Consider the following 13814-nt stretch of genomic DNA (forward strand, 5'->3'; position numbering starts at 1 on the left):
AACCAATCAAAATCAAGAAACATGGAAGACCAGAAAAATCATTATTCGCATATGGCTTAGAATGGGTGGCGCAAGTCTTAATCAATCAATTTAATCACTTGTACCAAAAAATCATTACCCCTTTTTTGTCATGTACTTAGACTATTTCCGAATCTAAAGGGGTGGGGAATGTCAGATATAGTGAGGCTCTTGGATAAAAAACGGGCCACTGCAATAGAGACCCGTTGTATAATTTTGTACAAAAAGGGATTATTCAATACCGTCTAAAAGTTTTGTATAAGCCCCATTAGCGGTCTTTTTCCCGATTTCCCGCACCATTTTTGTAATCATATTGTTCAGGTTTTCGCGTTTGTCTTCTCCATTAAAAATGCCCCGCTGCTCACGGTTGAGGTCTAAATCGGCCATATTACCCGCATATTTTGCAGTTTTATATTGAATCACCTCGGTATGCCGGGTGCCGCCAGAGGTAAAGAGCCGACGTTTGCTCAGTTCCAGAATCCGAAAAGAAACGCCCACTTCCACCTTCCGTTCTACAATCACTTCTTTGTAGGTTACTTTTTGCTTAGAGAAGGTATTCGCATTTCGGTCTCGTTCACGGACGTTACGTTCGGTTACAACAAAGCGATCTACCTCTCCAAAAACAATAAAATCTCCCCCGATACGCCTTCCCAAGAGATACACTTTGTCATCAGAAAGGACACGGCCTTCGAGGTCGTCTTTGCGCATTTCGCGCCGTATGTCGCGTGGGTCGCTGGTAACAACAAAGGCAGGCGGTTTGCCCCAGTAGCCAAACTGGAGTTCGTCGTTTAATTCCTGCACAAAACTATCCGGCATTTCTTGTGTGGCTGCCGCCGTGCGGTAAAGGGGTAAAAACGCTACTTTCCGGCTACCGCGCCGCATGGCTTCTTCCATCAGGCTACGGGCCCGCTCGTTTCGCGGGGTCATTTCCAAGGAACGGCCCAACTTGTCATACGCTGCACGGAACTTGTTGTATCGAATGTCGTCCTCGGCCCATTGAAACAAGACATTGCTTCGGGCTTGGGTCATTTCCTCCTTCATGCGCTCATCAGGTGTGATTTCGGCAGCTTTTTCGTAGTTACGCAGGGCGCCCGACCAATCGCGTTTGCGCTCTGCAACCAATCCCGCAGCGGCAAGATCTTTACTCCATTGATCTTCGAGGTCAAACATTTGATTACGAATCATCCGCTCAGCATCCGGGTCTGGTTCATATTGCAGGGCTTCTTTGGCACTATTCAGGGCCTGTTCCCACTTTCGTTCGATGCCCAAGTTTTCGGCTTGTGTCACCAGTTCACGGATGGCATTGTTAAAGGCCCGCCGGCGGTCGGTCTGATAATTTGCTGGAAGCGTGAGAGAGAGGTTTACGGCATCTGCTTTTTGCACCAGGTTATCCACCCGGCGGTAGTGGTTCACCTGTGCTTTGGCATCCCGGGTTTGTTCTGCCAATATGGCCCTAATGGCCGCATCGCCCGTACTTTGTAAGCCAGAACGTGCATTAGAAAGGGTAGGATTTTTTTGGAGAACCTGTATATAGGCCATTGCGGCATCTTCATACCGCCCTTTTGCCTCAAGGGTGGTAGCCCGCTTCAGTACCTTCCCGGTGGTATCACAGGCGGATATAAAAAGCATCAGGAAGAGCAAGGCAGGTATAGCAAGTTTGTTCATAGGGCTTGTTTAACAAGTTTAAGGTGGAAAACTTTTCGGATTACAAGATACTTCGTCCTTTGGGATCGTATAGAGAACCCCTTACGAAAATGGTTTTTAGAAATAACGAAACAAAGCCGTTGGTTGTTACGTTGCAGATGCATCCCGAAATGTCTGTAAATTATTCTTTGTAATAATCTGTTATTTTATAATTTTTTACGCTTTTTTTCCACTTTTTCCCGGTCAACACCTCCGTAGTTACTACTACCCGGTCGTTGTTTACTGTAGCATCTTCGGTAATTTTTTTAATGGGCACAATTTGGCCGTTTCGCCAGGCATTCTCACTGGTTTGGTGCCAGCAACAGCCGCTCTTGGTGAAGGTGACCAAAACTTTTCGCTTCACATCGGTTTGGAATAGGCCTAGGTTTTCCATGACCATGAGTGAGAGCGGAATATGGAATTCAAAGCGATGCTTAGCAGGCTGATATAAATAAACATCATAGCTTGGCCCACCGTATCCGCTCATATTGCCATTTCGGATAGCCAGATCGGTTTGCCCGTCGAAGTTAAAATCATCAAAAACGAGCGCACTTTGTTCATTATAAAGTTGGACCACATTTATGGATGGCTTTTGTTTTTCGTCGAGTGCCATGTATAAATCATCGGAAAAAAAGGTCTGAATGTGCTTACCAGATTTGTCGTATAAACCAATGGTGGCCAGTCCTGTACAGGTATCGTCTTCGCAGTTTGCCACACTAAACCGTGCTTCGTATTTAGGAGATGCATCTTTGATGACAAATTGATGGGGATGCGTAGTGTTTAGTCGGTTTCGACTGCCGATGCGTTCTATGGAGAAGGGATATTGTTTTTTACCATCGGCACTGCGCCAAAGCCCCTGAATGTTCTCAAACTCATCTAATTCCCCTTTGAAGGTTCCGGTGATGCGCCCAGCAGCATCGTATTCTGAAGCAGAGAACTGGGCTTCATACAGGCTTCCGCGCAAGGTAATGGGCTTGTTTTGAGAAGCATAAACATACGTTCCAATTAGTACGTCCTCGGTCAGTGAAAGGTGCATTAAAATTTGAAATTTCCCATTGATACTACCGTTGTAATAAAGTAGGATACTGGTATCTGATTGGCTTTGCCCTCGTGTGCTTAAGGAAAAAAGAAGGCCAAACAGAAGAAAAAGGCATGTTTTCATCATAATTAGGGTTAAAGGATAAATAAAAAAAGGCAGTAACGATGTTACCGCCTAATAAGATACTATTTATTGGCTAAAACAGATGACCAAAATCGGCTCATCGCCGGAAAAGCAGGGAGAACATCCAAGCAGAAGCCTTGGTTTCTTGTTCGGTAATGCGGTTTTGGGTATTTCCCGTGGACCATTCGGCGGCCAAGGTTGCCTTACGGCCAATCCGGAACCCGCCTTTTATGGCCAGTTGTAGATTTCGGAAATCCGTCTGCGAAAGTTGGTTGGCGTCTTCGTCATAGTTATTATTCCGGTAATATCCCCAAGTGGCGCGTGGAATAACCATCAGGCGCCCCAATGCCAAACCGCGATGCAGGTGTACATTTCCACCGTAGCGTATGATAAAAGGTTCTACCAAACTGCCATCGTCGTCGTAGTAACTGCCAGCGCGTGCAAATCCCTGTAACGTAAGGCCCAATCTTTCGGGGTGGTGTTTTCGGGTGCGTCGTCCAATAATGGGGATGTAAAGTTCTGGCCCAACAGAGACCGCCTTTAAACCGCTTGCAAGTTCGGTATTGGCCGCATGTAAATAAAAATTACGCACGCCCAGACGCAAAGCGGTGGTTTGGTCGCCATTTACCTTAGCGGTTAGAACCCCCACTTCAAGATTACTACTCATAAACTGGGCGTGTGTGCTTGGGGCCATCAACCAAACGCCCAAAACGGTGATCAAGATTCTTTTCATGGTTCTGCTTTTATGGTTAAAATATTGGTGATTGCGGTATAATACAAGAATTGCATAGAGACATCAAGGTATTTTTTTGAAAACAGCCATGCCTTTTCCATTAACCAGATGCTGATAATCGGGAAAGCAGGCAAGTCAGAAAAAATCATCAAAAGAAAATGGAACCTTTCATGTATGTTGGATGTTTTAAAAAAATTGCATCATTTTCCAAAAACACGTGGTAAACCACCATCCCATATTTCGGCTTTTTGCTGGCTTTTTATTGGTCTGGTTGTTATTGCTCCATATTCCGGTAGTGGTTCATGCGTGCGCTATGTCGGGAAAGAAGCAAGTGGCGGGAAAGAGGGCATGTTGTCGGATGAAGGGCAAGAAGGGACAGCCACGTGTTGGGTCTCATGCCTTTAAGAAAACACTCCATTCCAAAAGTTGTCATCGTGCCTCGGTTGCGCATCGGAATACACCACATACTCCCCAACCATCCAGCCTTAAACGGGCCGTATGTTGCAAGGTAGAAGTACCCCAAACCGATACCGCCGCTGGGATTATTGTGCCAACTTCTACCAACGATTTGGTCGCGCCTATTTCTACGGCCTCGTTGGTGGTATTGGATTCGGGACTGCCCCAACCCAAGCCGTTTTTCTATCATGAGGCCCGTCCGCCACCGGACAACTGGCAAGCACTACTCTGCATTTTTCGGAATTAGGATATTTGTTCAAATCTTTGTATTACAATGCTTTGTACTAAAGCAGTATAAGGCTTGGTGTTAACGATAGGGAGATGTTGTTAACACCCAAACACTGAACTTAAACCTAATTCAACCATGAAATTCTTTTTCTTTTTTCTTCTTTTAAGTCTTCCGTTTACCTATACGCAGTCCCATAAAATGGGTGAAACCTGCGAACATTGCAAAGAAAATTGTGCTTGCACGGGTGAAACGTGTGTGCGTTGCAAAAAAGGTGACGGCCACAAAGCGGGTGAAGCCTGCGAACATTGCAAAAAAGGCGACGGCCACAAAGCGGGTGAAGCCTGCGAACATTGCAAAAAAGGCGACGGCCACAAAACAAGCAGTGAGGAACCCAAAGAATCGGCCACAGCCGCTCCACAAAACGTCTTAGAAGCGGGCCTTAGAAGTGAGTTGCGTTCCGTTCTGACCGCCTATTTTTCGGTGAAGGATGCGTTAGTAAAAGACAATCCAAACGATGCAATTACACAAGCAAAGGCACTCCGTTTGACACTCGGAAAAGTGACAAGAGACAAATTCCAAGCAAATCAACGGACGGCATATATATCCCTTGCAGCGAAAATAGACGAAAGCGCCGCTTCCATTTCGAGTGCCAATGCCATTAAAGACCAACGTATGGCCTTTATACGCCTTTCGGAGGCTACTATTGCATTCGTAAAGACCTTCAACGTTTTGGATATGCCCGCATATCTGCAATTTTGCCCGATGGCCAATCAAGGAAAAGGCGCCGACTGGCTGAGTATGGAGAAGGTCATTAAAAACCCGTACTATGGCAAGAGCATGTTGACGTGTGGGAACGTAAAAGCGACCATTAATTAATTTTTTCACTTCTTTGGAGAACGGGAGGTTTCAGATTGGGACCTCCTGTTCCCGTATTAGCTAAAAATGGGTATGAAGAAGTGTTTTAAAAATAGACTCCTATGGACTTGCCTTGCTTTTTTCTTGCTACAAAGTGGGGGATGGAGTCAAGCCCAAAACATTATCCGGTACGATTTGTATGTGGGCGAAAAAACAGTCAATTTCACCGGTAAAAATGTGGCGGCAATAGTGATTAACAACCAATTACCAGCACCCACCCTTACGTTTACAGAGGGCGATATTGCCGAGATTTATGTTCACAACACCTTACGCGAAGAGACGATGTTGCATTGGCATGGGCTTCTCTTGCCCAATCGTTACGACGGTGTACCCTATCTGACAACAGCGCCTATTCAGCCGGGCGAAACCAAGTTGTTCACTTTTCCCTTGATCCAAAGTGGAACCTACTGGTACCATAGTCACACGGGAATGCAGGAACAAAAAGGCATGTATGGGGCCTTGATTGTCCATAAAAAACAAGACGATCCAACCATTCGGCCACAAGATAAACTCCCGGAATACGTCTTATTACTGAGTGATTGGACGAACGAAGACCCCAACCAAATCCACCGCAGTTTACACCATGCCACCGACTGGTATGCTATCAAAAAAGGAGCCACCCAAAACTACGGCGAGGCCCTCCGAAAAGGCCACATCAAAACCAAATTAGTGAATGAATGGAAGCGTATGTTAGCGATGGATGTCTCGGATGTGTATTATGAACAGTTTCTGGCCAATGGCCAGCCCGAACAAAATGCACCGCAGTTTAAAGCCAGAGATCAGGTGCGCGTGCGAATCATTAATGGGAGTGCATCCACCTATTTTTGGTTAGAATATGCAGGTGGGAAAATGAGCGTCATAGCGAGCGATGGCAAAGATGTGGAACCCGTTGGGGTAGATCGGATGATGATTGCTGTTGCAGAAACCTACGATGTAGTGCTGAACATCCCCGAAAATAAGCGTTACGAACTGAAGGCCACCTCGGAAGATCGTACAAACTATGCTTCTTTGTTTCTTGGAAGCGGCGATACGGTTCAACAGCCAGTCTTGCCCAAACTCAAATACTTTGAGGGCATGAAGATGATGAACGATATGATGCGCTTAGATGGCTCGATGGATGATATGGGCATGAACATGTCGCTCCAACAAATGGACATGAATACGGTGATGTACCCAGAGGTGTCTGGCTATGAAGATGGAAAACAAGACCCGTCCCGTTATGTGGTCTCGGATGATTTTACCGTGTTGAACTATGCGATGCTACGCTCTACAACCAAAACCACACTCCCCGAAGGACCCATTAGAACCCTCCGGTTTGAACTAACGGGCAATATGAACCGCTATGTATGGACACTCAATAACCGCACCGTATCGGAAAGTGATGTGATCCAGATTAAACAAGGCGAAAACATCCGAATAGAGCTGTATAACGGTTCCATGATGCGTCATCCGATGCACTTACATGGGCATTTTTTTCGTGTGATCAATGGACAAGAAGCATATGCTCCGCTCAAGAATGTGCTGGACATTATGCCGATGGAAACCAATACCATAGAATTTGCCGCAAACGATAAAAGTGGAGGGGATTGGTTTTTCCATTGCCATATCCTCTACCATATGATGGCAGGTATGGGGCGGATTTTCCGCTACGAAAACTCTCCTCCAAATCCTGAAATCCCTGATCCCAAGAAAGCGCTACGTAAAGTGTATCAAGACGATCGGCAGTTTCATGCCATGATTCATGCAGGATTACAAACCAATGGGAGTGAAGGAATGTTGGGCTTTGGAAATACCCGCTGGTCTATCGGGACGCACTGGCATGTAGGTTGGCTAAACCACCCTAAAGTGGAGGTAGAAACACACGTCGGGCGTTTCATAGGCCGGAATCAATTCCTGATGCCATATGTTGGCATAGATTTCCGAAACCAAACCCATGCCAACGAGAAAGACTGGTTGGGTCAAGATCATTCCCATGAAAAAATCCATATAGTTGCTGGATTTCGTTATGTATTACCGCTTTTTCTGGAATTAGATGCGCGAATGGATCATACCGGGCGTGTTAAAATGAAGTTGAGCCGTGAGGATTTGGCGTTTTCGAGCCGAGGTAGATTGGGGATGTCTATAACGTCCGAAAGGGAATACCTATTGGATGTGCATTATATTCTAACCAAAAAATTAGCACTCTCTGCAAGCTATCACAATGAAATGGGATGGGGCGCGGGCTTGGCTTTTACCTATTAGACATACAGAACGCCCATCATGCCAACTCCGGTACTGATGGGCGTTTTTCTAAGGAAACCTGTTTTGGCACTTCAAAAGAGCTTTTGCAATAAAAAAGCCTCTACACAACTATAGGCGAGGCTCTTAATTTCGAGAAACAGGTATAGAGTTAGTCCCACAGCTTAATATCCCGTTCCGATTTACTTTCATTGTGCATCTCAGCATCAGCGTATGGTAAAGGCTCTTGCTTAGCCGTGATATTACGATGCTGGGCAGCCCAACGATCTGCCAAATCGCGGTTTAGCTCTGCATAATGTTCTAAACGTGATGGTAGTTCATCATCGGCAAAAATGGCTTCGGTTGGGCAGGTTGGTACACAAGCATTACAATCAATACATTCGTCGGGATGAATGACCAAGAAGTTGGGGCCTTCGTAAAAACAATCTACAGGACAGACTTCAACACAGTCTGTATATTTACAGTTAATACAAGCCTCCGTTACTACATATGCCATATTTTAAGTGTTTGGGTGATTGGATGGATTTGTCTAAACAAACGATTATGGTATGATAGGACGTTATGACCATCATGTCAAGACTTGAATATGTATTTTCTACACCCCTGATCTCATTTTATTTAGGTATTGGATATTCATCTTGTCTGGAAAAATAAAAAAAACGTCATTAAATATTGAAGTAAATATTTGTAAAATATAGACTTGGAAATCTAATTCTTGTAGATTAAATCTGTCCTTATGCCTAAAACTGTATCGCATCTTTTTTTAGTATGCGGCTATGTAAGCAAGGTTCTTGATCACGAACTTTACCACAATGAAAAAAAGTGTTTTGTTCTTCGGGTTATGGGTTTTCTTTTTGAGCGGTTGCGACAACACCATCCAGCCTTACATCCAAAATGCGCCCATCCGTGTTTCGGTTTATGGGTATTTGGATACCGCACGGGATACGCAATTTGTACGGGTAACGGCCTTAAAAAGGGCCGATGGGCGTGGGCTTTATGAGGTTGGAGGCGTAAAAACCATTGTAAAAAGTACCGGACAAACGCTTGTGTGGCGCGACTCATTGATTACGGCCACAAACGGCGAAAAAGAACACTTATTCTATGCCATTTTTCGTGCCCAAGCCGGAGAATCCTATACATTGAAAGTGACAGACACAACTGGATACGAGGCCTCCGCCGAGACCACCATCCCAACCACTCCACTGGTTTCTGTACAAAGCCCGGCTCGTGATGTTGGATTGGGCTGGATTCAGCGGGTTTTGGTACAAACGTCCATATTGCCTTATCGCGCTAAAGTTTGGTATCGTGCTGCAAAAGACGATACAACCCCGCCTGCTGCCTTTCGTTTTGACTATCACACAGCAGGTGAATTAAATGCCGGACAATGGAATGTACCCATTAAACTTCAAAACGATTGCTTCCGTGTGGCCGATATGCTGAATATCAGTAACGGATTGCGTATTTATGGCATTTCGGTGGAGGGCGTACAATTGGATGCCCAGTGGGAACAACGCTTGCGCAAACCCAATATGCCACTCCAAAATGTAGCCAATGGGATTGGTTTTTGGGGTTCGCAAAACCGATATGTGGTTACATGGAAAATTCCGCCAGAAACGCTTCGGCAAATGGGGCACATAGACCGCCAATCGCTATAAGCGGTGGGTAACTTTGGGCAACCACTCGCGTCGCCAGGCATCAAATCTACCTTCCAAAATGGCCGTTCGCATTTGACGCATCAACCACAGATAAAACGTGAGATTTTGCACTGAGGCAATCCATAGCCCTAAAATCTCGCTGGCTTTGAATAAGTGGCGTAGATATGCCTTACTAAACGTTCGGTGGATATAGCCCTCCAACCCCGGATCAATAGACGAAAAGTCTGATTCCCATTTTTTATTCTTAATATTTACAATGCCCTCGGTCGTAAACAGCATCCCATTCCGGCCATTTCGTGTGGGCATTACACAGTCGAACATGTCCACGCCCCGCGCCACATTTTCGATCAGGTTTTCGGGTGTACCGACCCCCATCAAATAGCGGGGTTTATTAGTAGGTAGAATTTCATTTACCACCTCCACCATTTCGTACATTAACGGAGCAGGTTCCCCTACGGAAAGTCCTCCAATCGCATAGCCCTCGAATCCCATATCTACGATGGCGCGTGCGGACTCGCGCCGCAAATCCGGATAAACTACGCCCTGAACAATGGGGAAAAGGGTTTGTTGATAGCCATAAAGCGGTTCGGTATGCTCGAAGCGGTCGCGACATCGCTTTGCCCATCGTAAGGTTAGATCTAACGATTTTTTTGCGTATTCATAAGGGGCATCGCCAGGAGGGCATTCATCAAGAACCATCATGATATCGGCACCAATCATCCGTTCAATGTCTATTACCGATTCAGGCGTAAAGAAATGTGTAGAACCGTCTATATGGCTTTGGAACCGCACGCCCTCTTCCGTGAGTTTGCGGTTATCAGCAAGGGAATATACCTGAAAGCCGCCAGAATCCGTCAGCATGGGCTTGGGCCAAGAGGCAAATTTATGTAGTCCCCCTGCCGCCTGAAGCAAACCCGTACCCGGTCTAAGATAGAGGTGATACGTATTTCCCAGAATGATTTGTGCTTGCACCTCATCCAAAAGGTCGCACGGTGGTATGGCTTTTACACTCCCTACCGTTCCAACGGGCATAAAAATCGGTGTTTCGATGGTCCCATGATCGGTTTCGATCAAGCCAGCACGCGCATGGGTGTGTTCGTCGGTATGGAAAAGGGTAAACTTCATTCAGTTAAGAGGTAACATTCATTAATTGCAACGAAAAAAGCCCCATCTCCATTATGGTCAAGTTGTAAGTATTTCCTTTACGTATTGAAAGTACGTGTGCACCCTTCGGCTGTTCACGCCGAGATCACCATGCCCCAAGCGGCTTGCGCTTCTTACATGGACATAAACTTGTCCGTATTGTTCGGTAAGGGCAACTTGGAAATCATCTGTAAAGATCCCAATTCGGAAAGTGGCCGTAATTTCGCCCCGCTCAGTACTTTGCCAAACAATCTGACTCCTATGTAACCAACCATTCCAACGCTGAATAGACGCAAAGGCAGCCTCGAATACCTGCTTTCGATCCGAAGAAAAAACACGGGTTTCTCGAATACAATTAGGTTTATTGGGACAAGGTGGTAATGGATTTTCCATTTTGTTCAGCAGAGGGTGCATATTTTGGTCGCTATTCGGAAACAGCATTCGGGCACCTCCTAAAAAGACCATTATGCCAGCCAAAACGAGCAGGTTTTTGCGCTTAAACATTTGGTTTAACTTGCTCATTGTATTTTGAAGGGCACTTCACCAGAATGTGTTTGGCCTCAAATTGTCCGTCTGACAACATCTTACCTTCTACCACCACTTGTTCGGCATCTTCAAAATTAGCTGGTTTAAGGTTGTTATACACCACCCTAATCACTTTTCCATTTTGATCTTTCATATGAAAAGAAAAAACATTCGTCTGTTGGTCATACGAATAGGCATTTTCCTTTACCCAAGTCCCTACCACATGGGCTTGGGCTCCGGTTGTAGCAGCATCCGTAAAGTTCATATAGCCGCCCACTTGCTTGCCAAAGTTCATAAACAACAAGGAACCAAATCCGATCAGAAGGATCAATCCTATTATCGTTTTCTTGTTCATAAGATTTTGTATTAAAATAACCTAAGGATAAAGGTGTTAAAGAGTCTGTTCATGCTTGGCCTCTTGCAATGCCCGTTCCAACGTACTGATTTTCTGATCTGTACGGAATAAGTAAAACAGGATTCCTATCCAAATGATCAGCACCACCGCCAGTACCACCCAAATTTTATCATCCGAAACCATCACCGCTTCGTATCCGGTGGGTTGTGCAGTCGGAACACCATTGGGATCAGACCACTTTGGTTGTTGCCCTTGCAAAAGGTTCAGAAGGCTAAAAAGATACAGCATACTTGTCATAAACGTAAATGAAGGTTATCGGATATAAAACCCTTCGGTGTCTTCCTCTACACGTGCGAGTCGGACTCGTTGGTCGAACAGCCACCACGCAATGCCAAAAAAGCCCAAAATGGCCGGATAAAATACGAGCCGCATGGTTGGATCGGTTATTTTATCAAAGGCTGGATTGCCTCCTGTTCCAGGGTGTAAGCTTTCGGTTAAACGGGGCAAAACATACAGCAAAAAAATCATGGATACCACTGAAAACAAAGTATAGACCGCAGAAATGCGTGCGCGGAGGCGCGAATTATCCAACGCCGAGCGTAAGACAAAATAGGCCCCGCTAATAAGCAGTTGGACAGCAGCCATCATTTGTTTAGGATCACTTCCCCACCATTTTCCGGTTCCCAAAAACCAAGTAAACCGACTCCATACAATGCCTGTCAACATTCCAAGAACCCCAAACAGCATGGCAATTCGGGTGGCTTCTACGACCTTCATGTCCCATTGCAGGTCTTCGGTTCTCAGTACTTGTACCGCAAAATAGGCCGAGACAAAGTAGGCCATCATCATAGTGAACCACATTGGTACGTGGAAATATAAATTACGAGCGGTTTGCTCTAAGATGGGTAGTTTGGTTGCAGCCGAAAGAACAAAAGCCGCAATAATAACGGCGGTCATCCATATGGCAATGCCCATCTTAATTCGTTTTTTTACAACAATTGTCATGTTCATTCGGCTAAAGGATAAGTCATATCCTATATTCTACGCAAGATCACTCTCGCCACACATAATCAAACAACAAAACCGATGCGCTGATCACCGATCCGGCAAAGGCCACCAACGTAACACAGGTTTCTTGTATCCGCACCCACCCACCGTTTAGCAAGATGGTATTGGTAGCTGCAACCACCGACATGAGCAAGGGGATTAACAATGGGAAGGCCAAAACAGCCAATAATGGCCCACTGTTCCGGGTCCGTGCAATCATGGCGGCCAGCAGCGTGGTGGTTCCGGAGAGTCCTAAGGTACCTAAAAACAATACCAATGCTAGTTGCCAAAGATTTTCTACGGCGATGTTCATCAGGAGTAAAAAAGCACCTAATGCCAGCACATTCAGTACAAACAAAAGCACAATATTAAAAGCCAACTTTCCGGCATAGACCATGCTTCCACGCGTATGAAGTTGAAGCAACAAAACCGTTCCTTGGTCCACTTCCGAGACAAATCCGCGTCCTAAACCAATGACCGAACCAAAGAGCAGGATAATCCACACCAATGCTGCTTGCACCCTTGCACCAATCACCTCATTCCCCAAAGAGACCACCACCAAAAACAATGTGGACGCAATGAACATCAGCAACATATTGAGTGCATATCGGCTTCTCAGTTCCAGACGAACATCTTTTTCAAATACGGCATAAGCACCATTGAGCCAATAGCGGAGTTTCGAGCGTGTCGGGTTGCTATGTAACATATTCTTCTGAGGCATAAAATAGACCTAAAACTCTCCGATAAAACCGATCTCAGGCTGTAAAAAGTGACCGAAACGCTGTTGAACTACTTGCTGTACATACGCAATTAAGGTACGGACATCGGCAGCAGTCGCCCCACCTCGATTTACGATGAAATTGGCGTGCTTTGAGGAAATTTCTGCCTTACCTATTCGGTATCCTTTTAGCCCTGCCTGGTCTATCAAACGTCCTGCGCCGATACCCTCAATTTTTTGAAAGATGCTTCCGGCGCTGGGCTCGGTATCAAGAGGCGGGTGTCGTTCCTGACGCCATTGCAGGTTCGCCGCTATTGTTTCACGCAGGTGGGGTTCGTTTGTTTTTGTCAATTGAAATGTTGCAGAAAGCACGATGTCGCCAGAGTGGTGTAGCCGAGACTGATCGTATCCAAACCCGAACCAATCCCGTTCTACGGTAAAGATTTCATTAGTGGGAGTAAAGATGCGTGCCGTGTGTAGTACTTCCTCTATAAACATGGTGCGGCTGCGGGCGGGTGGTGGCGATAAAAAATGTAGGTTTTGCCATAACGCTCCGCCAACGGTACTGGGGATGCCCGCATAATGCTCCAGCCCCCCATATCCCGCAGAAACAGCCATTTCAATTAGGTTTGGGAACACACAAGCCCCGCTTTCTACGGTTAATAGCCCCGTCAAGGGGTCTAAGAAAGCTTTTTGTGCTAAGTTACGGATCACCAAACCCCGAAAACCACCGTCTCCAATCAGAATATTAGCACCTAATCCCAATAAAAAATAGGGCAAGTTCGCTTTTCGGGCTTGGGTAATGGCCAGTACCAATTCGTCTTCGGTGGTTGCCTCTACAAAATAATCAGCCTTCCCCCCAATCTTAAACGTGGTAAAAGGAGCCAGAACAACGTTTTTTTGAATTTTATGGACGAAGGTATGGTGTACGGTCATG

15 protein-coding genes are annotated in these 13814 nt (G+C 45.8%); 4 read left to right on the top strand and 11 right to left on the bottom strand.

What is annotated here, in order from left to right; all coding sequences use genetic code 11:
* Window positions 1-249: 249 nt before the first annotated feature.
* From JNN12_14965 to JNN12_14975, 3 genes are all read right to left on the bottom strand, one after another.
* A complete protein-coding gene (locus JNN12_14965; GenBank protein ID MBL7979636.1) occupies window positions 250-1683 on the bottom strand; it encodes a hypothetical protein in 1434 nt (477 codons plus the stop codon).
* 160 nt (window positions 1684-1843) lie between these two features.
* Window positions 1844-2737 carry a hypothetical protein gene (locus JNN12_14970; GenBank protein ID MBL7979637.1) on the bottom strand — a complete coding sequence of 298 codons (894 nt, stop codon included), beginning with the start codon at window positions 2735-2737 and terminating at the stop codon, window positions 1844-1846.
* Window positions 2738-2960: 223 nt separating this feature from the next.
* A complete protein-coding gene (locus tag JNN12_14975; GenBank protein MBL7979638.1) occupies window positions 2961-3596 on the bottom strand; it encodes a hypothetical protein in 636 nt (211 codons plus the stop codon).
* Window positions 3597-3813: 217 nt separating this feature from the next.
* On the opposite strand from JNN12_14975, the gene JNN12_14980 reads away from it, so the two are divergent.
* The 3 genes from JNN12_14980 to JNN12_14990 all read left to right on the top strand — a co-directional run bounded on the left by JNN12_14980 (window position 3814) and on the right by JNN12_14990 (window position 7437).
* The gene (locus tag JNN12_14980) at window positions 3814-4299 is read left to right on the top strand and encodes a hypothetical protein (GenBank protein ID MBL7979639.1); all 486 of its coding nucleotides are present in this window, start codon (window positions 3814-3816) and stop codon (window positions 4297-4299) included.
* 117 nt (window positions 4300-4416) lie between these two features.
* A complete protein-coding gene (locus JNN12_14985; protein MBL7979640.1) occupies window positions 4417-5157 on the top strand; it encodes a DUF3347 domain-containing protein in 741 nt (246 codons plus the stop codon).
* Window positions 5158-5229: 72 nt separating this feature from the next.
* On the top strand, window positions 5230-7437 hold the full coding sequence (locus tag JNN12_14990) for a multicopper oxidase domain-containing protein (protein MBL7979641.1): 2208 nt from the start codon (window positions 5230-5232) through the stop codon (window positions 7435-7437).
* Window positions 7438-7585: 148 nt separating this feature from the next.
* On the opposite strand, the gene JNN12_14995 is transcribed toward JNN12_14990, so the two are convergent.
* A complete protein-coding gene (locus tag JNN12_14995; GenBank protein MBL7979642.1) occupies window positions 7586-7930 on the bottom strand; it encodes a ferredoxin family protein in 345 nt (114 codons plus the stop codon).
* A 316-nt stretch (window positions 7931-8246) separates the two neighbouring features.
* On the opposite strand from JNN12_14995, the gene JNN12_15000 reads away from it, so the two are divergent.
* Window positions 8247-9089, top strand: a complete 843-nt coding sequence (locus JNN12_15000) for a DUF4249 family protein (protein MBL7979643.1) — start codon at window positions 8247-8249, stop codon at window positions 9087-9089.
* On the opposite strand, the gene tgt is transcribed toward JNN12_15000, so the two are convergent.
* Genes tgt through murB form a run of 7 tightly spaced genes read right to left on the bottom strand, consistent with a single transcriptional unit; the run spans window position 9084 to window position 13813 of the window.
* Window positions 9084-10214, bottom strand: a complete 1131-nt coding sequence (tgt, locus tag JNN12_15005) for a tRNA guanosine(34) transglycosylase Tgt (protein MBL7979644.1) — start codon at window positions 10212-10214, stop codon at window positions 9084-9086. The genes JNN12_15000 and tgt overlap by 6 nt on opposite strands.
* Before the next feature lie 57 nt (window positions 10215-10271).
* The gene (locus JNN12_15010) at window positions 10272-10736 is read right to left on the bottom strand and encodes a DUF1499 domain-containing protein (protein MBL7979645.1); all 465 of its coding nucleotides are present in this window, start codon (window positions 10734-10736) and stop codon (window positions 10272-10274) included.
* Window positions 10729-11112 carry a cytochrome c maturation protein CcmE gene (locus tag JNN12_15015; GenBank protein MBL7979646.1) on the bottom strand — a complete coding sequence of 128 codons (384 nt, stop codon included), beginning with the start codon at window positions 11110-11112 and terminating at the stop codon, window positions 10729-10731. Before JNN12_15015 ends, JNN12_15010 begins: the two co-directional genes overlap by 8 nt.
* A gap of 36 nt (window positions 11113-11148) precedes the next feature.
* Window positions 11149-11400: a CcmD family protein gene (locus JNN12_15020; protein ID MBL7979647.1), complete on the bottom strand. Its 252-nt coding sequence runs from the start codon at window positions 11398-11400 to the stop codon at window positions 11149-11151.
* 24 nt (window positions 11401-11424) lie between these two features.
* Window positions 11425-12123 (bottom strand): cytochrome c biogenesis protein CcsA, encoded by a 699-nt coding sequence (gene ccsA, locus JNN12_15025; protein ID MBL7979648.1) that lies wholly within the window; start codon window positions 12121-12123, stop codon window positions 11425-11427.
* A 40-nt stretch (window positions 12124-12163) separates the two neighbouring features.
* A complete protein-coding gene (locus JNN12_15030) occupies window positions 12164-12880 on the bottom strand; it encodes a heme exporter protein CcmB (GenBank protein ID MBL7979649.1) in 717 nt (238 codons plus the stop codon).
* A 9-nt stretch (window positions 12881-12889) separates the two neighbouring features.
* Entirely contained in the window at window positions 12890-13813 is a 924-nt protein-coding gene (gene murB, locus JNN12_15035) for a UDP-N-acetylmuramate dehydrogenase (protein MBL7979650.1), read from the bottom strand.
* Window position 13814: the final 1 nt, after the last annotated feature.

The organism is Bacteroidetes Order II. bacterium (assembly GCA_016788705.1).
Classification (GTDB): Bacteria; Bacteroidota; Rhodothermia; order Rhodothermales; family UBA2364; genus UBA2364.